The 18,319-nt window shown below is 38.6% G+C and carries 20 protein-coding genes and 1 tRNA gene; 7 read left to right on the top strand and 14 right to left on the bottom strand.

Going from position 1 to position 18,319, the window contains the following annotated elements; genetic code table 11:
• Positions 1–22: 22 nt before the first annotated feature.
• From arsJ to DBO93_RS12955, 3 genes are all read right to left on the bottom strand, one after another.
• Positions 23–1,243, bottom strand: coding sequence for an organoarsenical effux MFS transporter ArsJ (gene arsJ, locus DBO93_RS12945; protein ID WP_108456715.1), 1,221 nt, complete (start codon positions 1,241–1,243; stop codon positions 23–25).
• Between the two features lie 55 nt (positions 1,244–1,298).
• Positions 1,299–2,306 carry an ArsJ-associated glyceraldehyde-3-phosphate dehydrogenase gene (locus DBO93_RS12950; RefSeq protein WP_108456716.1) on the bottom strand — a complete coding sequence of 336 codons (1,008 nt, stop codon included), beginning with the start codon at positions 2,304–2,306 and terminating at the stop codon, positions 1,299–1,301.
• A 79-nt stretch (positions 2,307–2,385) separates the two neighbouring features.
• A complete protein-coding gene (locus tag DBO93_RS12955; RefSeq protein ID WP_108456717.1) occupies positions 2,386–2,736 on the bottom strand; it encodes a metalloregulator ArsR/SmtB family transcription factor in 351 nt (116 codons plus the stop codon).
• Between the two features lie 270 nt (positions 2,737–3,006).
• Here DBO93_RS12955 and DBO93_RS12960 point away from each other — a divergent pair, with 270 nt between their 5' ends.
• The 3 genes from DBO93_RS12960 (at position 3,007) to bfr (DBO93_RS12970) (ending at position 4,320) form a co-directional block, all read left to right on the top strand.
• Positions 3,007–3,201 (top strand): bacterioferritin-associated ferredoxin, encoded by a 195-nt coding sequence (locus DBO93_RS12960; protein ID WP_081154530.1) that lies wholly within the window; start codon positions 3,007–3,009, stop codon positions 3,199–3,201.
• 150 nt (positions 3,202–3,351) lie between these two features.
• Positions 3,352–3,816, top strand: a complete 465-nt coding sequence (gene bfr / locus DBO93_RS12965) for a bacterioferritin (RefSeq protein ID WP_108456718.1) — start codon at positions 3,352–3,354, stop codon at positions 3,814–3,816.
• A 36-nt stretch (positions 3,817–3,852) separates the two neighbouring features.
• Positions 3,853–4,320, top strand: coding sequence for a bacterioferritin (gene bfr / locus DBO93_RS12970; RefSeq protein WP_108456719.1), 468 nt, complete (start codon positions 3,853–3,855; stop codon positions 4,318–4,320).
• A 77-nt stretch (positions 4,321–4,397) separates the two neighbouring features.
• Here bfr (DBO93_RS12970) and secF read toward each other — a convergent pair whose 3' ends face one another.
• From secF to queA, 5 genes are all read right to left on the bottom strand, one after another.
• Positions 4,398–5,345, bottom strand: a complete 948-nt coding sequence (gene secF, locus DBO93_RS12975; protein ID WP_108456720.1) for a protein translocase subunit SecF — start codon at positions 5,343–5,345, stop codon at positions 4,398–4,400.
• 12 nt (positions 5,346–5,357) lie between these two features.
• The gene (gene secD / locus DBO93_RS12980; RefSeq protein ID WP_108456721.1) at positions 5,358–7,205 is read right to left on the bottom strand and encodes a protein translocase subunit SecD; all 1,848 of its coding nucleotides are present in this window, start codon (positions 7,203–7,205) and stop codon (positions 5,358–5,360) included.
• Between the two features lie 170 nt (positions 7,206–7,375).
• Positions 7,376–7,711 (bottom strand): preprotein translocase subunit YajC, encoded by a 336-nt coding sequence (yajC, locus tag DBO93_RS12985; protein WP_108456722.1) that lies wholly within the window; start codon positions 7,709–7,711, stop codon positions 7,376–7,378.
• Positions 7,712–7,766: 55 nt separating this feature from the next.
• Positions 7,767–8,909 carry a tRNA guanosine(34) transglycosylase Tgt gene (gene tgt, locus DBO93_RS12990; RefSeq protein WP_108457844.1) on the bottom strand — a complete coding sequence of 381 codons (1,143 nt, stop codon included), beginning with the start codon at positions 8,907–8,909 and terminating at the stop codon, positions 7,767–7,769.
• Between the two features lie 111 nt (positions 8,910–9,020).
• On the bottom strand, positions 9,021–10,079 hold the full coding sequence (gene queA, locus DBO93_RS12995; protein ID WP_108456723.1) for a tRNA preQ1(34) S-adenosylmethionine ribosyltransferase-isomerase QueA: 1,059 nt from the start codon (positions 10,077–10,079) through the stop codon (positions 9,021–9,023).
• Between the two features lie 223 nt (positions 10,080–10,302).
• Here queA and aceK point away from each other — a divergent pair, with 223 nt between their 5' ends.
• From aceK to rimI, 4 genes are all read left to right on the top strand, one after another.
• The gene (gene aceK / locus DBO93_RS13000) at positions 10,303–12,033 is read left to right on the top strand and encodes a bifunctional isocitrate dehydrogenase kinase/phosphatase (protein WP_310733245.1); all 1,731 of its coding nucleotides are present in this window, start codon (positions 10,303–10,305) and stop codon (positions 12,031–12,033) included.
• Between the two features lie 128 nt (positions 12,034–12,161).
• A tRNA-Trp gene (locus tag DBO93_RS13005) sits at positions 12,162–12,238 on the top strand.
• 147 nt (positions 12,239–12,385) lie between these two features.
• Complete coding sequence (locus DBO93_RS13010; protein WP_108456725.1) at positions 12,386–12,856, top strand: hypothetical protein; 471 nt, start codon at positions 12,386–12,388, stop codon at positions 12,854–12,856.
• The gene (rimI, locus tag DBO93_RS13015) at positions 12,853–13,314 is read left to right on the top strand and encodes a ribosomal protein S18-alanine N-acetyltransferase (RefSeq protein ID WP_108456726.1); all 462 of its coding nucleotides are present in this window, start codon (positions 12,853–12,855) and stop codon (positions 13,312–13,314) included. Before DBO93_RS13010 ends, rimI begins: the two co-directional genes overlap by 4 nt.
• 108 nt (positions 13,315–13,422) lie before the next feature.
• Here rimI and DBO93_RS13020 read toward each other — a convergent pair whose 3' ends face one another.
• The 6 genes from DBO93_RS13020 to napF are packed head-to-tail and all read right to left on the bottom strand — an operon-like array spanning position 13,423 to position 18,010.
• Positions 13,423–13,998: a cytochrome c3 family protein gene (locus tag DBO93_RS13020; protein WP_108456727.1), complete on the bottom strand. Its 576-nt coding sequence runs from the start codon at positions 13,996–13,998 to the stop codon at positions 13,423–13,425.
• Positions 13,999–14,024: 26 nt separating this feature from the next.
• Positions 14,025–14,483, bottom strand: a complete 459-nt coding sequence (locus DBO93_RS13025) for a nitrate reductase cytochrome c-type subunit (protein WP_108456728.1) — start codon at positions 14,481–14,483, stop codon at positions 14,025–14,027.
• A 56-nt stretch (positions 14,484–14,539) separates the two neighbouring features.
• Positions 14,540–17,029: a nitrate reductase catalytic subunit NapA gene (napA, locus tag DBO93_RS13030; RefSeq protein ID WP_108456729.1), complete on the bottom strand. Its 2,490-nt coding sequence runs from the start codon at positions 17,027–17,029 to the stop codon at positions 14,540–14,542.
• Entirely contained in the window at positions 17,026–17,328 is a 303-nt protein-coding gene (locus DBO93_RS13035; protein ID WP_108456730.1) for a chaperone NapD, read from the bottom strand. Before DBO93_RS13035 ends, napA begins: the two co-directional genes overlap by 4 nt.
• 12 nt (positions 17,329–17,340) lie before the next feature.
• A complete protein-coding gene (locus DBO93_RS13040; RefSeq protein ID WP_108456731.1) occupies positions 17,341–17,514 on the bottom strand; it encodes a TIGR02808 family protein in 174 nt (57 codons plus the stop codon).
• On the bottom strand, positions 17,507–18,010 hold the full coding sequence (napF, locus tag DBO93_RS13045; RefSeq protein ID WP_108456732.1) for a ferredoxin-type protein NapF: 504 nt from the start codon (positions 18,008–18,010) through the stop codon (positions 17,507–17,509). The genes DBO93_RS13040 and napF overlap by 8 nt, the downstream gene beginning before the upstream one ends.
• Between the last annotated feature and the right edge of the window lie 309 nt (positions 18,011–18,319).

Here is an 18,319-nt window from a genome sequence, read left to right on the forward strand (position 1 = left end):
TGTTTATTTAACGTTGAATTATTTAGTTACACAGATTTTCAACACGGATCAGTGCAGCAAAGAGAACCGCTAAGGCAATAAATATCGCAGATATCGTTAAGCAGGCCCCTAGGCCATAGAGTTGAAAGATCCAACCTGACAACACAGTACCAAGTAACCTGCCACAGGCATTAGCCATGTAATAAAAGCCAACATCAAGTGAAACACCGTCTTTGTCTGCCATCTCAACAATTAAATAACTATGCAATGAGGAGTTAATAGCAAATAACACCGCGAATGCCATTAAGCCCCCAATAACAATGATTTTTGCTGATAAATCCATTTGTAATGCTACTGCCATCACAAATGGAATAATCATTAAAATAGCACCCCATTTGGCTGCATCCTTAGGTGTTTGAATGTTACCCGCTTTCTTTTTTGTTAACCAAGGTGCAATTGCCTGCATAAAACCATAAAGCACTATCCAAGCGGCAATAAAACCACCTACCCAGCTATGTGACCAACCAAACTCTGCGGCTAAAAAAACGGGCAAAGCAATAACGAACCAAACGTCACGAGCGGCGAATAAAAATAACCTCGCAGCTGATAGTAAATTAATAGCACGACTTTTAGAGAATATATCTTTAAATTTTGGTTTATGCTTTGCTTTACCAAGATCAGCTTTTAAAGCAAATATACTGAAAAGCCAAACCATACAAAGTAGTACGGTCATAATCGTAATTGCGCCAGTAAAACCAAAGTAGCTTAATAACACGCCGCCAATAAAAAAACCGATTCCTTTTAAGGTGTTTTTAGACCCTGTTAATAATGCCACCCATTGATATAATTTTGTGTTTTGCTCCCCTGGCACTAATAATTTAATCGCACTCTTAGCACTCATTTTGTTTAGGTCTTTAGCAATACCTGATAACGCTTGTGCAGCCATAACATAAAATATCGTTAATAGCTCAGTTGGCACAGTGAGCATTGCTAAAGCAACTATTTGCAGCCCTAAACCAATGTTCATGGTTTTGTTTAACCCGATTCGTGCGCCAAGCCATCCACCGACCAAATTTGTGACAATGCCAAAAACTTCATAAAACAAAAATAAAAAGGCAATATTAAGCGGGCTATAACCTAGCTGATGAAAATACAACACAACCAACATACGCAGGGCGCCATCGGTTAACGTGAATGCCCAATAATTTCCAGTTATAATAAAATACTGTTTCAGTTGTTCTGATACGCCGCTTAATGCCTTCATTTATCAATTATTCCTGATCTTCAAATCGATCCTTTATTTGCTAAGAAAATTCACGTTACCGATCAGAACGGCCAACCATTCGAGCAATCTCTGCGGTGCGGTTTGCGTAGCCCCATTCATTGTCATACCAGACATAAAGTTTCACTTGTGTACCATTAATGACCATAGTTGAAGGCGCATCGATAATACACGAGCGAGGATCAGTTTTATAATCAACTGACACCAAGGGTCTTTGTTCGAAACCCAAAATGTTTTTTAACTCTCCATTCGCTGCAGTCTGCAAAAAATCATTCACTTCTGCTTCTGTTGTGGCACGTTCAAGCTCAAAAACACAATCAGTCAGTGACGCATTAGCTAAAGGTACGCGTACGGCATGACCATTTAATTTCCCTTTTAGTTCAGGGAAAATGTGCGTAATAGCGGTTGCAGAACCTGTGGTTGTTGGGATCAAGCTAATACCACAAGCACGTGCTCGGCGTAAGTCTTTGTGGGGTGCGTCTAAAATAGTTTGGGTATTGGTAATATCATGAATGGTGGTCATCGACCCATGCTTAATACCTATATTTTCATGAATAACTTTTACTACAGGGGCAAGGCAATTAGTAGTACATGAAGCAGCTGTTACTATTTGATGATTATTGGCATCATATTGGTCATCATTTACTCCCATCACAATATTTAAAATGCCCTCTTCTTTAACTGGTGCAGTAACAACGACACGTTTTACGCCTTGCTCAAGATAAGCTTGCAGCAAAGCTTTAGTTTTCATAACACCTGAGGCTTCGATAACAACATCACAGTCTGACCAATCGGTATCGCTTATATTTTTATTTTGACTACAAGCAATAACATGATCATTAATTACGATAGATTGATCAACACCATGAGCTTGATGCTGCCAAATGCCATGAACCGAGTCAAAGTTAAGTAAATGAGCTAAAGTTTCTGCATTGCCTGCAGGATCGTTAATTTTAATAATTTCAACATCATCCCACTCATACGCCACGCGCATCGATAAACGTCCCATTCGGCCAAAGCCATTAATACCTATTTTAATTGTCATGATAAATTTCCTGTCATAATTACGATGTGTAAAAATTAAAACTGTTATTGCATCTGTCGATATAAGCCAAAATCAAAAGTTATTCACAACAATTAGCCATGCGTGTTGGCCTGTCACCCATAAGATGTAATGTTGCTAAATTTTGACTTATAAATTCTATATTTTCATTTAACGTTAAGGTAATAACTTCTTGAGCCCAATCGACTAGCTCCGGATTAATAGCATAAAATATCCATTGCTTTTGTTTACGGGTTAATAATAAACCAGAGCTTTTTAGTACGGCTAAATGTCTCGATATTTTAGGCTGGCTTGTTTCACCAAGTGCTGTCATTAATTCACAAACACACAACTCATCTTCCTTAGCAATTAACAAAATACTTTTAAGTCGTATGTCGTCAGCTAAATTTTTATAAAACTCAGTAGGGTTCATTTGTTCTGTCTGGTCTTAATTTACATTGGCCATTATTTTAGCTCAATCAATAGCATAATAAAATAGTTATATAATATTTTTATTATATAACTATTTTATTATGCTTGTAGGATAAGATGATTGTTAGTGATCAAAATTTAACCTTAAAAAAATTGTTAAATAAATTATATATTTATCAATGATCGAGTAAAAAGATCAAATTAGTTGTTGAAAGGAATCCAAATAAGAACTATTATCAATCGCGTTATCAATCTTGAGCGAAATTTTATTATGTTTGTTTGTATTTGCAAGGGCATTACAGATCATCAAATTAAACAATTAGTCACTGAATCCGGTGTCGGATCTATTCGTGAGCTAAAACAACACTTACCGTTAGGTTCACAATGTGGCACTTGCGTTAAAGTGGCGCAAAACATCATTGATAATACCATCATGGATGAAAGCTTATTTAAAGAAGTTGGCTAACAACCCTGCTAAAAACCTGACTGCAATTGATAACGATTAACATTATCAAACCACTGTTTTTTAAAGCTTTTTACAATATAACCTTTGCATTTTCTGTAATTCTTTCTATACTAATAGCCAATATTTAATCCATTTAAATTTGAGGCTCTCATGAAAGGCAATGCAACTGTCCTGGCAATACTAAACAAAGTGCTTACCAGCGAACTTACATCAATTAATCAATACTTTCTTCACGCCCGCATGTATAAAAACTGGGGTATCAATGCCTTAAACAGTAAATGCTATAAAAAATCGATCCTCGATATGAAGCAAGCTGACAAAGTTATTGAGCGTATTTTATTTCTCGAAGGCTTACCTAATTTACAACAATTAGCTCCACTAGCTATCGGTGAACACACTCAAGAAATGATCAAATGTGATACTGGCTTCCAAATAGCACAAATTGCCATCGTACGAAATGCCATCACAGTTTGTGAACAAGAACATGATTACGTGAGCCGTGAAATGTTAGATGGCATATTAAATGATGAAGAAGAACACCTCGATTGGCTGGAAACCCAACAATACCAAATAGACGCTATGGGTATTGAAAAATTCATACAAGCACAGCTGTAATTAAACGTCTGACAATTAATTAGAAGGAAAGTTAAAATGAAAGGTAATACGCAAATAATTTCAGCGTTAAATGGTCTGCTTGCATACGAACTTGCAGCAATGGATCAATACTTTATACATTCTCGTATGTATGAAGATTGGGGCATCACTAAACTATTCGAACGCATTGATCATGAGTTTGACGATGAAAAGCTTCATGCATCTATGCTAATTCAACGTATTCTATTTTTGGAAGGTATGCCTGATATGCAAACTCGTGCAGGCTTGAATATAGGTAAAACCGTACCTGAAATGCTACAAAGTGATTTAGACGTTGAATATGACGTAGCTAAGGCACTAAGAACTGCCATCGCTCTATGTGAACAAGAAAAAGATTACGTAACACGTGAGATACTTGAAAAGTTACTTGATGATACCGAAGTTGATCACGCCTTCTGGCTAGAGCAACAACTAGGGCTGATTAAAACCATAGGTTTAGAAAATTATATTCAGTCTCAACTATAATAGTAGTTTTGAATAGCATAAAAAAGGCTCGCATAATGCGAGCCTTTTTTTGTAGCTTAAAAATCGTTAAACGATTGTTAAGGTCTCATTTCTTCTTGATCTGCGCCTTCTTTTTCAATAACTTCAGGGATTAAGTCTTCTTTTGAAATACCTAATGCCAAGGCTACCGAACTAGCAACATAAACAGATGAATAAGTACCGACAAAAACACCTAAAAGTAATGCTGTGGCAAAACCATGAATTAATGCGCCGCCTTTAAAGAATAATGCAGCAAGTACTAATAGCGTAGTAATTGAGGTAATAATAGTTCGTGATAAGGTTTGTGTTAACGATATATTGATCACATCTTCTGGCGTACCTTCACGCACTTTTCTGAAGTTTTCTCGAATCCGGTCCGAGACCACAATAGTATCGTTTAGTGAGTAACCTATAACCGCTAATATTGCCGCAAGTACCGTTAAGTCGAATTCAAGTTGTAACACCGAAAACAAGCCTAAGGTGAGTAATACATCGTGAAAAAGCGCGATAACAGAACCTAAAGCAAAGCGCCATTCAAATCGAAACGCGACATAAACCAATATACAGATAAGTGCAGTTAGCATAGCTAAGCCACCCTGCTCTGCCAGTTCATCACCAACACTTGCACCAACAAACTCTATACGACGCATGTCAATAGTTTGCCCAGTACCTGCTTGTAAAATATCAAGTACCTGGTTACCTAGCATTTCTGCTTTAACATCTTCACGAGTTGCTAGGCGTATAACCACATCACGACTTGAACCGTACAATTGAACAACAGCGTCATCAAAACCGCTTGAGTCCATAATACCGCGTATTTTGGTTAAATCAGCGGACTGTTCAAAACCAACTTCGATGAGCGTACCACCGGTAAAATCGAGACCGAAATTAAGTTTATTGGTCGCCAATGAGAAAACAGAAGCAGCCATCAGGATAAGACTAAATATCACCGCTACCTTTCGGTAGCGCATAAAGGCAACAGTCTCTTTTAATTGTAAAATTTGCATAATAATGAAGCCTTATATTGACAATTTGTCGAGACGTTTACCACCCCAAACAGCGTTAACAATCGTACGAGTACCAATAACAGCGGTAAACATTGACGTAATAATACCAATCGATAATGTTACAGCGAAACCTTTAATCGGTCCGGTACCCACAGCGAATAAAATCAGTGCAGCAATCAACGTAGTAATGTTGGCATCAATAATCGTTGAGAATGCAGCATCATAACCTTGATGGATTGATTGTTGCACAGACTTACCTTCGCGCATTTCTTCACGAATACGTTCAAATATAAGTACGTTTGCATCAACGGCCATACCAACGGTTAATACAATACCTGCCATACCCGGTAAAGTTAATGTCGCACCTGGGATCATCGACATAACACCAATGATTAAGATTAAGTTCGCGCCTAACGCTAAATTAGCAACAACACCAAAGGCACGGTAATAAATCAGCATAAACAAGAAAACTAAGCCAAAGCCCATCATAATAGCTTGGAAACCTAGTTGAACGTTTTCAGCACCTAATGTTGGGCCAACTGTACGTTCTTCAACAATTTGAATCGGCGCGATTAAGGCACCAGCTCTAAGTAGTAGCGCTAAGTTGTGCGCTTCTGCTTGACTACCAGCACCAGTAATACGGAAGGTTTTACCTAAACGGGCTTGAATAGTTGCAACACTGATCACTTCTTCAACTTTTTCAAAAACTGTGTTGCCTTCAGAGTCAAGACGATCGGTAGGTTTATATTCAATAAATACGGTAGCCATTGGCTTACCAATACTATTTTTGGTGCCGTTCGACATTTTACTACCGCCAGCAGAATCCAAGGTAATATTAACTTGTGGACGACTGTATTCATCGAAGCTAGAACCAGCATCAACAATGTGATCACCCGTTAACATAACACGCTTTTTAAGAAGAACAGGTTGGCCATTACGCTCTTTAAGAAGCTGAGAGCTTCCTGGAACTCGTCCATTAAGTGCAGCACCTAAATCACCTTCAGTATCAACTAAACGAAATTCAATAGTCGCCGTAGCGTTTAATATTTCTTTAGCTTTCGCGGTATCTTGAACACCAGGTAATTCAATTACAATGTGCTTTTGACCTTGACGTTGAACTAAAGGCTCAGCAACACCAAGTTCGTTAACACGATTACGTATAATCGTTATGTTTTGCTGCAAAGCATATTCACGTGTTTCTTTTAGCTTTTGTTCGGTCATTTTAGCCGATAACGTTAAGCTGTCTTCATCACTAATAAATAATAAACTTTGGTTTTGTTTTTCTAAGAAAGTTTCTGCATTATCTAAATCTTCAAGATTACGAAATTGCACGGCGATAGCGTCATCAACTTTTTTAACTGAACGATAGCGAATTTTTTCGCCACGTAAAGCAGTACGAAAATCATCAACTAAACTTTCTTGGGCCTTGTTAATGGCTTCTTTCATGTTTACTTCCATCAGGAAGCTAACACCACCACTTAAATCTAAACCTAACTTCATTGGCGTACCGCCAAGACTTGCTAACCATTCTGGCGTTGCAGGTGTTAAGTTTAAGGCTACTGAATACTCATCACCAATTGTTTCGTCAAGTAAATCGCGCGCGCGTAATTGTTGCTCCGTGTCGCTAAAACGTGCCAAAATTTGGCCGCCTTCCATCACGATGCTCGCGTAGGAAATTTTACTTTCATCTAATTTTGACTTAACTACGTCCAACGTTGCCGCGTTAGTTTCTATACCGCGCAAGCCAGAAATTTGTACAGCAGGATCTTCACCATAAAGGTTTGGAGACGCATACAAAGCACCAATAGCAACTATAAGTAGCACCATCAATGTTTTCCATAATGGATATTTGTTTAACACAATATCACCCTATTTTCTTTTGAATCACGTCACCACATTAAGAAAAATGTAAGCGTGAAAGTTTATTATAATTTTATAATCGCTATAGCCATAAATATACAAAGGCACTCAATTGAAAACTATCAATGAGCACCCTTAGAAAACTTTAGCAAAAAAGCCAATAAAACCTCTTATAGAGACTTCATTGTACCTTTAGGTAATACCGCATTAATAGCACCTTTTTGCACTGTCACTTCAGTACCTTCGGCAATACTAACAACGATAAAATCTTTTTCGTCAGAAACTTTAACAATTTTACCAACAATGCCACCTTGCGTAAGTACTTCATCACCTTTCGATAATTCAGACATCAAGTTTTTGTGCTCTTTCACTCGCTTTGCTTGTGGGCGGTAAATCATAAAATAAAACACTAAACCAAATACAGCCAACATGATCAACATTGACATACCATCAGCGCCTTGAGCAGGTGCAGCAGCAGCGTGGGCTTGACTAATAAATAAACTCATAAATACCTCTTGTTATTGTTTCTAAATAAATTTTAAATGGTGAATTGATTAAGTTTTACTCGGCTTCATTATTTGCTAATGAGCCAGCTAAAGGTGGTACAGGTAAATCACGTAATGCATAAAACTCAGCAACAAACTCTTCTAGTTTGCCTTGCTCTATGGCGTTACGCAATCCTTGCATAACACGTTGGTAAAAACGTAAATTATGCATTGTATTTAATTGCGAACCTAAAATCTCATTACATTTGTCTAAATGATGTAAATAAGCACGCGAGTAATTTTTACAAGTATAACAATCACATTCAGCATCTAATGGTCCAGGATCTGTTTTGTGACGGGCGTTTCTAATTTTAATCACGCCATTGGTAACAAATAAATGTCCGTTACGAGCATTACGTGTTGGCATAACACAATCAAACATATCAATACCGCGGCGTACACCTTCAACTAAATCTTCAGGTTTGCCAACTCCCATAAGATATCGGGGTTTATTTTCCGGTATCAAGGGCGCAGTGTGATCTAAAATTCGGATCATATCTTCTTTCGGCTCGCCTACTGATAAACCACCAATAGCATAGCCGTCAAAGCCAATACTGGTTAAACCATTAACTGATACTTCACGAAGGTCTTCATACATGCCGCCTTGTACTATACCAAATAAAGCATTTTGATTACCTTCATGGGCATCTTTTGAACGTTGTGCCCAACGCAATGAAAGCTCCATTGATACTTTAGATTCTTCATGGCTAGCAGGATAAGGCGTACATTCATCAAATATCATAACAATATCTGAATCTAAGCTACGCTGTACTTCCATTGAACGCTCAGGCGTTAGCATAATTTTCTCACCATTTACTGGCGAGCTAAACTTTACACCTTCTTCGGTAATTTTACGCATTTTTCCTAAGCTAAATACTTGAAAACCACCCGAGTCCGTTAGAATAGGTTTATCCCAATTCATAAAACCATGTAAACCGCCATGTTGCTCAATAATTTCAGTACCAGGGCGTAACATTAAATGAAAGGTGTTGCCTAACAAGATCTCTGCTCCCGTATCTGCAACTTCTTCAGTTTTCATGCCTTTTACTGTGCCGTATGTTCCTACCGGCATAAATGCTGGGGTTTCAACTGTACCGCGGTCGAAGGTTAAACGACCACGTCGCGCCTTACCGTCGGTTGTCAGTAATTCATACTTCATTGGCGTTTTTGCTTTCTTATCTGTCATATTTTTATCCTTCGCCCACTAGCGAAACAGGCTAGCAGCTTTTTCGTTTAAGTTGCTAGCCATTTAGCTAACAATTTTTTAGTTTTATTGATTAATTTTTTGATCTTTCTTAGTTAATAACATGGCATCGCCATAACTGAAAAATCGATACTGCTGATCAACGGCATGTTGATAAGCCGCCATAATATTTTCATAGCCAGCAAAAGCGCTCACTAACATTAATAAGGTTGATTCAGATAAATGAAAGTTAGTAATAAGGGCATCAACCACTTGAAATTCATAACCTGGGGTAATAAAAATATCGGTGTCACCGTAAAACTCACTAAGAGACTTACCTTGCTCTTTAGCAACTTTAGCAGCACTTTCTAATGAACGAACTGACGTTGTACCAACAGCAATCACTCTGTCGCCATTCATTTTAGTTTGTTCAATTTGGGTAACAACACTTGAGGGTACTTCAACGTATTCTGCATGCATTATATGGTCAGCTACTACATCAACTTTAACGGGTTGGAATGTGCCAGCGCCAACATGTAAAGTAACAAAAGCAAAATCAACACCTTTAGCTTTTAGTTGTGCCATAAGTGCATCATCAAAGTGCAAGCCTGCCGTTGGGGCTGCTACCGCACCGGGTTTTTCGTTATAAACGGTTTGATAACGCTCACGATCACTATCTTCATCTGGTCGATCAATATAAGGGGGTAATGGCATGTGGCCAACTTCATCTAATATTGATAACACTGATTGTTCACCCTGAAACTCAAGCTCAAAAAGCGCATCATGTCGCGCGACCATTGTCGCTTTTATTTTACCTTCTAGTAATATTTCACTACCCGGTTTTGGTGATTTACTACAGCGAATATGCGCTAAAACTCTATGTTCATCTAATAAACGTTCTACTAAAACTTCTAATTTTCCGCCACTGGCTTTTTGCCCAAACATTCTTGCTGGAATAACCCGAGTATTATTAAAGACTAATAGATCACCGGCATTAACATGATTAATGAGATCGATAAACGTTTCATCATTAAGTACACCATCATTACCGTTTAAGGTCATTAAACGGCTAGCTGAACGATTGGCTTTAGGGTATCGAGCGATAAGCTCTTCGGGTAAATCAAATGAAAAATCAGCAACGCGCATGAGTAATAAACTAGTTTATAGGTAAAAAACGCGTAATTTTAGTGCTGCATGGCACGAATAGCAAGCATTAACTTGTAAAACTCAGCCTTAGCGACTGTACTAAAAGCAGCTGCAGTAACCCAGTGCTATCACGATAATAAATAGCGACTATAGGTGAAAAATAATCACCTAAATGGCTCATTTTAACGTATGCTGAAATCAAACAACTAACGTAGATATGCTCATGAAAAATCTAGCTTTCGCCATTGCAAAAACAATCATCAACGGTTTTGAACGTCATATATACCTCTATAGTGAAATAACGCAAACAGCAAAACAGCGTTTTGAGCAACATCGCTGGCGTGACATACAATTAGCGGCAAAAGAGCGCACTGATTTTTACGATCAACGTATTGATGAAACTTTAGCGACCCTCAAAGAAGGCTTTGCTATTGCCGAACTTGATGACCAGCTATGGAAATTAGTAAAAGGTTGCTATATCGAATTACTCAGTAAGCACCCACAGCCTGAATTAGCCGAAAGCTTTTATAATTCTATTTTCTGCCATTTATTTGAACGTGAGTATTATCACAATGCCTATATTTTTGTGCAGTCAACCGCGACCCGATTAGATGCATTACCTACTCCATCTATTTATACTAGCTACTTCCCTGCTGAACATGGCTTATTTAAAACCATCAGTAACATCATGCAAAGTAGAAATTTTTCTGTACCTTTTACACATCTGAAAAAAGATATTAATACCCTCATTGCTAAGTTTCGTAAACAAGCGGATAAAACACACTATAAGCTTTCAGATTTACAATTTGATATTTTGGATTCCGTTTTTTATCGAAATAAAGGCGCCTATATTATCGGTCGAGTAATTTCACCCGCAGGCGAAACCCCCTTCATTATTTCTTTATTAAATACCGAAAAAGAAGGACTTTTTATCGACGCCTTAATCACCGAAGGTGAGCATATGGCGGTTGTATTTGGTTTTGCCCGAGCCTACTTTTTTGTTAATTGTCAGCACCCTCGAGCATTAGTCGAGTTTTTAAGTCGTTTGATCCCACACAAAACCAGTGCTGACTTATATTCTGCCATTGGCTTTCACAAGCAAGGCAAAACTCAATTTTATCGTGATTTTTTAAATCACCTCGATAACAGTGACGATAAGCTTGAATTAGCTCCAGGTATTAAAGGTATGGTGATGTCAGTATTTATGCTGCCCTCTTACCCTTATGTTTTTAAAATTATTAAAGATAAGTTCTCACCCAGTAAAAATATGAGTCGAGACGATGTAAAAGGTAAATATCGCTTAGTTAAACTGCATGACCGAGTAGGTAGAATGGCCGATACGATGGAATATTCTGAAGTCGCTTTCCCTAAAGAGCGTTTCTCAGAAGAACTTTTACAAGAATTAAATACGGTTGCTCCATCATTACTGCGATATGAAGATGATTTAGTGATCATTAAACATATGTACATAGAACGTAAAATGACCCCGCTTAATCTATATTTAGCCAAAGCTACTGACGCACAAATTGACAGTGCTATGTACGGCTATGGCAAAGCGATTAAGCAACTGATTGCTGCTGATATATTTCCAGGTGACATGTTATTGAAAAACTTTGGCGTTACCCGACATGGGCGCGTTATTTTTTACGATTATGATGAAATAACCTACATGAACGAAGTTAACTTTCGTGTAAAACCAGAACCCGTTACCGAAGAGCAAATTTATGCCGCCGAACCTTGGTACTCGGTAGCCCCTGGCGATGTATTTCCAGAAGAGATAGCAACCTTTGCTTTAGCAAATAACCGCTACCGACAAGCTTTCTTAGGTCATCATGCCAACCTTTTAGACGCTCAATACTGGCAAGATTGCCAAGCTAAAGTAGCTAAAGGTGTATTTGCCGATGTTTACCCATATCCAGAAAAATCTCGTTTTTGTTATTGGCAGGCTGGCTAATAAACAAACAAATGCCATTGGTGATGGATGAAAACAGGTAAATATGCTGTTTATTTAGCCGAACAGTCATTTATTTTGAAATTGCTCTTTACCTTTGGCTTCGCATCAGTATAATTCGAATCCGTTGCAGGGGTGTAGTTCCAATTGGTAGAACAGCGGTCTCCAAAACCGACGGTTGGGAGTTCGAATCTCTCCACCCCTGCCATTTTTCTTTCGAGTATTAATTTATCCTATTTAATACTCTCCAATATCTTATCGTTTTATTTCCCTTTTAAGCTTTTTACAAATTCTAGTTTTTCCTATTTGAAAATTCTGTCATGATAACCCTGACTTTAACCATAGCTAAAATGATATGAGCATTAACAAAAGACAGTTTAATTTATTACAAGCCATGGGGATTACTGTTTGGCAACGACGTGAGTTATCCAAACAAAACTCAATATCGTCAACTGTTACTGCCTCTCAACAAAATTCCGCTGAAGTTAGCGAAACTAGTTATTCTGATAAAACATCAAAGACAGCACAACAATCTAACGTCAGCCAAAATCAAGAACTAAACAACAAAGTGGCTATCGATCTAGATGCCTTACTTAAGCAGCAATTATTTAAAGATATTATTAGTTGTTTAGGTGCAAGCAGTGCTGATTTATCCCTTGTTAATGATCAAATAGATATTGGCATTATTAATTGGCAATTCAGCAAAAATACAGAAATTGAATTTAAGCATAATTGTTTGATAACACCTGAGTTAACAATCCTTGCTAACTCGCCCGCATTAAAAAAATCTTTATGGCAATCACTAGGACATCTGAGCTCAACATGACACAAGCAGTTAATACAACATTCAAACCTGTAACGCAGGAAGAAGTAGAGCAACTTATGGTAATTGAAATTGCCTGTCATCCACACCCATGGAGCGAGAAAACTTTTCGCAGTTGTATTGATGGCCGGTATTTTGGCGAATACTTGATTGTTGACCATGTTATTGTCGGATTTTATGTTGCAGAGCATGTTGCAGGCGAGTCTACACTAATGGATATTTGTGTTAATCCAGAGCTACAAGGCAAAAGCTATGGTAAAGCACTATTACTACAATTTTTTAAACACTGTAAACAACTAGCAACCACAACTATTTTTCTTGAAGTGCGAGCAAAAAACATTAGTGCACAAATGTTATATATCAACCAAGGATTTACAGAAATATCGCGACGAACGGGCTATTACCCTAGTAACAGCGGGTTTGGCTATGAAGATGCAATTGTGATGTCAAAGAAACTCTAATCAGACACTACCTGCTAACATTCTTTTAAATAGCTAAGTAATTTATAAAAAAATAAACCTAAGGGTTTATTTTTTTATGACCTCCTCCTGAACTTTACACAGACATAATTACCAGTTTTCAACCCCTTGCATATCAGGTAATTGGTGAGCAATACCTTTGTGGCAGTCAATACAAGTTTTTTCACCTGATGCAAGCGCGTCAGAGTGCATTTTGACACTACGATTACCTTGTTCAGAAAAGTCCATGTACTCAAAGTTATGGCAATTACGGCATTCTAAAGAGTCATTTTCTTTCATTCGTTTCCACTCACGCTCTGCCATAGAACGTCGATGATCTACAAATTTTTCACGGGTATCAATCACGCCCGTCAACATACCCCAAACCTCTTTACTAGCAGCAATTTTACGTACTATCTTATCTGTCCATTTTTTAGGTACATGACAATCAGGGCACGTAGCCCGAACACCTGAACGATTGGCATAATGAATAGTTTCACGATATTCCTCATACACATTGTCTTGCATTTCATGACAACTAATACAGAACTCCTCTGTGTTAGTTACTTCTAAAGCGGTGTTAAAACCACCCCAAAATATTACGCCACCGGCAAAACCAATCACTAAAATAAACCATAATGCAGCACTATTAGGTGACTTTAAAAACATCCACACATTTTTTAGCATGTTAACCTCCTGTGCAAAATAGCCAATTACTCATTTCCCAAAGATTCAACAGGCTCAAAGGTATTATCAACCAAAGGCGCTGCATCAGCTTGAGTAACATGACATTGCAGGCAAAAATAACGACGAGGCGAAACATCCGATAACGTTTTTCCATCGCGTGTTTCATAATGCGTTAAGCTAATTTTCGTTGCACCGGTTTCTGCGGCATATTTCCAACTATGGCAGTTCAAGCATTTATTACTATTTAAATCAACGCGATAACCTCGCACTTGGTGAGGTATTACCGGTGGTTGATGAACATAGTTACGTGCAATTGGATTTTTATCTTTAATCACCCGCTTTAGTTTTTCTGCTGGGCGAGTTTCATCAATAGTTGCCGCCCCGCGAATGGTAGCTAAACCGCCAGTATTAACTGTTTCTTGGGCTATGGCAGTAAACGTTATTGCCAAAACAACAGCAGCAACACACAAAGTTAATAATTTCATTTCTCTCTCCCCACACACATCGATAATAAATTTATCGATGTGCTAACTTTTCCACATTAAACTTTAGTCACTTTAACCGCACATTTTTTATAATCAGTTTGCTTTGACAGCGGGTCGGTTGCATCTAAGGTGACTTTATTGACTAATTGTTTAGCGTCAAACCACGGCATAAACACCAAACCTTTTGGAGGTCGGTTTCGGCCTCTGGTTTCAATTCGAGATTCAACTTCACCTCGACGAGACGCCATCAACACTTTATCGCCGCGGCGCAAACTACGCTCTCTGGCATCATCTGGGTGCATAAAAATCACCGCATCAGGAAAAGCTTTATGTAGCTCTGGCACTCGTGATGTCATGGACCCTGAATGCCAATGTTCCAGCACACGCCCAGTGCTCAACCATAAGTCATATTCTTCATCGGGCGATTCTGCAGGTGGCTCGTAAGGCAATGCAAAAATTACCGCTTTATTATCTTTGTGACCATAAAACTGCACTTCACTGCCTTTTTCTACGTAAGGATCATGGCCTTCTCTAAAACGCCATTGTGTTTCTTTACCGTTAACCACTGGCCACCGTAAACCACGTTCTTCGTGATATCGGTCAAACGGCGCTAAATCGTGACCATGACCACGCCCAAATTCAGCATATTCTTCAAATAAACCTTTTTGAATATAAAAACCAAAAGCATCACCTTCAAAGTTTGTATCGCCTTTTGATTCACTCATCGGGAATTTATCCACTTTTCCATTAGCGTATAACACGTCGTATAGCGTTTTACCGCGAAGTTCAGGTTGTTTTGCAATCAAGGCTTCTGGCCACACTTCTTCTACTTTAAAACGTTTAGAAAACTCCACTAACTGCCAGAGATCTGATCGCGCATCGCCTGGCGCATTCACCTGTTGATGCCAAAATTGTGTTCTACGTTCGGCATTACCGTACGCGCCCTCTTTTTCTACCCACATCGCCGTCGGTAAAATAAGATCAGCAGCTTGTGCCGTAACGGTGGGATAAGGGTCTGACACGACAATAAAGTTTTCTGGATTACGATAACCAGGAATTGCCTCTTCATTAATGTTCGGCGCCGCTTGCATATTGTTATTACACATCACCCAATAAGCATTGAGTTCAGCGTCTTTTAACATCCGATTTTGCAATACCGCATGATAACCAGGTTTAGATGGAATAGTCCCTTCTGGCAACTGCCAAATTTTCTCAGCTATCGCTCTGTGTTTAGGGTTTGCAACTTGTAAATCAGCCGGTAAACGATGAGAGAATGTTCCAACTTCACGTGCAGTGCCACAAGCTGAGGGCTGTCCGGTTAATGAGAACGGGCTATTACCAGGTTCAGAAATTTTACCGGTTAACAAATGCACGTTGTACATTAAATTATTAGCCCAAACTCCACGGGTATGTTGATTGAATCCCATGGTCCAAAATGAGGTAACTTTCACTTTTGGATCAGCGTACAACTTCGCCATTTCAATTAAATTAGCCTCTGGCACGCCAGAAAGTTTTGATACTGATTCCACCGTATAAGTGCTGACAAACTTAGCGTAAGCTTCAAATGTCATCGGTTTTGATTCACCACTGCCGGCATTTTTTGCCGCTTTTTCTAAAGGATGCGTTGGGCGTAAACCATAGCCGATATCAGTTACCCCTTCACGCACATTGACGTGCTTTTTCATGAAGTCTTTATTAACGGCATTATTTTGAATAATGTAGTTAGCAATAAAGTTTAAAATAGCCAAATCTGTTTGTGGAGTGAAAATCATGCCATTATCGGCAAGTTCAAAACTACGGTGTTTATAGGTTGATAACACATTAACTTTAACGTGCGACGCACTTAAACGACGATCGGTGAGTCTTGACCATAAAATGGGGTGCATTTCCGCCATATTTGAGCCCCACAACACAAAGGCATCAGCATGTTCCAAATCGTCGTAACATCCCATAGGCTCATCGATACCAAAGGTACGCATAAAACCACCAACAGCTGAGGCCATACAATGTCGAGCATTTGGGTCTATATTATTAGTTAAGAAGCCCGCTTTCATCAACTTAGAAGCAGCATAACCCTCCCAAACTGTCCATTGCCCTGAGCCAAACATACCGACCGAGGTTGGGCCCTTTTTCTTAATCGCGGCTTTAAATTTATCAGCCATAACATCAAAGGCTTTGTCCCAGCTTACCGGTGTAAAGTCGCCTTCTTTATCGTATTCACCGTCGGTCATTCTTAATAATGGCTGAGTTAATCGGTCTTTACCGTACATAATTTTCGATAAAAAATAGCCCTTTATACAGTTTAAGCCTTTATTAACTTCTGCTTCTGGATCGCCCTGTGTTGCCACTACTTTGCCATGTTGAGTACCGACTAAAACGCTGCAACCTGTGCCACAAAAACGACAAGGTGCTTTGTCCCACTTAATCGTACTTTTTGACGATTGTGTGATCAAATTAGTCGCTGACAAAGGAACCGAAACCCCAGCGGCAACAGCGGTGGCTGCAATCGCATTAGCTTTAATAAAGTCACGTCGAGTCAAGGTCATAATGCTTTCCCCTGGTGCTGTGGTAATCCGGCATCGTTATGATGAAATATTAGTGATGAAGATATAACCCCAGATACATTGCTCATATCTGTAATGGTATCTATGATGCGTTTTGCTGGATTTTTTTCTCCCTCAAGGCCCTCTACAGTGAAAACTAAACTGCCATTTTCTCCTTTTGCATGTATCTCAGCACCGGGAAATGCTTGTAAATCATCAGCAACTTTAGCCGCGTTGTCTGGGTAAGCCATAAACATAACTCCGGCAATATTTACTGGGCTTTCTTCTAAAAGGTTAATCATATTTTTGCCCTCTTATACTTTTTTGTTTACTTCAACTGAATGCTCAAGCACGGCTGCAGGCTTAGCGCCAAATATTTTTAAAATAATAACCGCGACTAAGGCTGTGGCGATAAAGCCAAAAATAAATATCAGTGGCATTGAGGTATAACCTAAAATATTCCATATCAACTGCTCTAAATCACTCATGTTCTGCTCCCAATAATGTTGTTGAAAGCTTGATTGCCGATTCCGGACAAATAGCGACACAAGCCCCACACCCTGTACAATCTAAAAGTGTAATTTCAGGTTGAGGTACGCTAGCATGCAGGTATTTAAATGAGATAGCATCAGACTCACAACTGTCTTGACAAACTTGGCAGTGCACCTGATTTTTAGCTAAACAACTTGCTTCAATTTCAATAGTTAACTGCCAAGGGACAGCGTCCAAAGGTTTGAATAATGGTTCTTTACAGGCCTTCACACATTGTTGACAAAAGGTACATTCGCCAGCAGAAAAATTTATTTCAGGAAAACCACCATCACCTTTAACAATAATATTTTCCTCACAAGCATCCATGCAATCGCCACATTGTGTGCAGCCTTGAGTAAATAACTTTTCGTCTACGGTCCAAGGTAATCTAATCGCTGGCGGTGTAGAAACATGCTTGGCTCGCATAAAGTTACGACGGCTTAAATCAACCATAAATCCCCTCCACTTGAAAAAGTAAAACAACTACATTTTTCCAAGTTAATTAACTGACATAGATCACATAAAAACATTATTAACTGACGATACTGCATTTAATCATTGCGTTACTTGATGTAAATCAAGTTTCTCTTGTACTTAATAGATAAAACCTTGAATAAGGTAAAAATGAATAACGCCAAGATGAAATTAGTGATTAGCCATGCGAAGTTATTTTCATTTTAGCTATGTGCATTTAAATAATTTTGAAGTGTTTTGTACATAATAACGACTTATCCACTCTAACTTTAAAATGTGTCATTAGCT

The organism is Colwellia sp. Arc7-D, from assembly GCF_003061515.1.
In the GTDB taxonomy this organism is placed as follows: Bacteria; Pseudomonadota; Gammaproteobacteria; order Enterobacterales; family Alteromonadaceae; genus Cognaticolwellia.

What these genes read in the sequence shown, in the direction of transcription:
- DBO93_RS13010 (WP_108456725.1), top strand. Translation starts at nt 12,386, where the DNA reads ATGAGCATTAACAAAAGACAGTTTAATTTATTACAAGCCATGGGGATT.
- queA (WP_108456723.1), bottom strand. Translation starts at nt 10,079, where the DNA reads ATGCGCGTTGCTGATTTTTCATTTGATTTACCCGAAGAGCTTATCGCT.
- napF (WP_108456732.1), bottom strand. Translation starts at nt 18,010, where the DNA reads ATGGTTGATTTAAGCCGTCGTAACTTTATGCGAGCCAAGCATGTTTCT.
- yajC (WP_108456722.1), bottom strand. Translation starts at nt 7,711, where the DNA reads ATGAGTTTATTTATTAGTCAAGCCCACGCTGCTGCTGCACCTGCTCAA.
- arsJ (WP_108456715.1), bottom strand. Translation starts at nt 1,243, where the DNA reads ATGAAGGCATTAAGCGGCGTATCAGAACAACTGAAACAGTATTTTATT.
- tgt (WP_108457844.1), bottom strand. Translation starts at nt 8,909, where the DNA reads ATGAAGTATGAATTACTGACAACCGACGGTAAGGCGCGACGTGGTCGT.
- DBO93_RS13040 (WP_108456731.1), bottom strand. Translation starts at nt 17,514, where the DNA reads ATGAGTGATTTAGAGCAGTTGATATGGAATATTTTAGGTTATACCTCA.
- bfr (WP_108456719.1), top strand. Translation starts at nt 3,853, where the DNA reads ATGAAAGGTAATACGCAAATAATTTCAGCGTTAAATGGTCTGCTTGCA.
- DBO93_RS12960 (WP_081154530.1), top strand. Translation starts at nt 3,007, where the DNA reads ATGTTTGTTTGTATTTGCAAGGGCATTACAGATCATCAAATTAAACAA.
- aceK (WP_310733245.1), top strand. Translation starts at nt 10,303, where the DNA reads ATGAAAAATCTAGCTTTCGCCATTGCAAAAACAATCATCAACGGTTTT.
- DBO93_RS13020 (WP_108456727.1), bottom strand. Translation starts at nt 13,998, where the DNA reads ATGCTAAAAAATGTGTGGATGTTTTTAAAGTCACCTAATAGTGCTGCA.
- napA (WP_108456729.1), bottom strand. Translation starts at nt 17,029, where the DNA reads ATGACCTTGACTCGACGTGACTTTATTAAAGCTAATGCGATTGCAGCC.
- rimI (WP_108456726.1), top strand. Translation starts at nt 12,853, where the DNA reads ATGACACAAGCAGTTAATACAACATTCAAACCTGTAACGCAGGAAGAA.
- DBO93_RS12955 (WP_108456717.1), bottom strand. Translation starts at nt 2,736, where the DNA reads ATGAACCCTACTGAGTTTTATAAAAATTTAGCTGACGACATACGACTT.
- DBO93_RS13025 (WP_108456728.1), bottom strand. Translation starts at nt 14,483, where the DNA reads ATGAAATTATTAACTTTGTGTGTTGCTGCTGTTGTTTTGGCAATAACG.
- DBO93_RS13035 (WP_108456730.1), bottom strand. Translation starts at nt 17,328, where the DNA reads ATGATTAACCTTTTAGAAGAAAGCCCAGTAAATATTGCCGGAGTTATG.
- secF (WP_108456720.1), bottom strand. Translation starts at nt 5,345, where the DNA reads ATGCAAATTTTACAATTAAAAGAGACTGTTGCCTTTATGCGCTACCGA.
- bfr (WP_108456718.1), top strand. Translation starts at nt 3,352, where the DNA reads ATGAAAGGCAATGCAACTGTCCTGGCAATACTAAACAAAGTGCTTACC.
- DBO93_RS12950 (WP_108456716.1), bottom strand. Translation starts at nt 2,306, where the DNA reads ATGACAATTAAAATAGGTATTAATGGCTTTGGCCGAATGGGACGTTTA.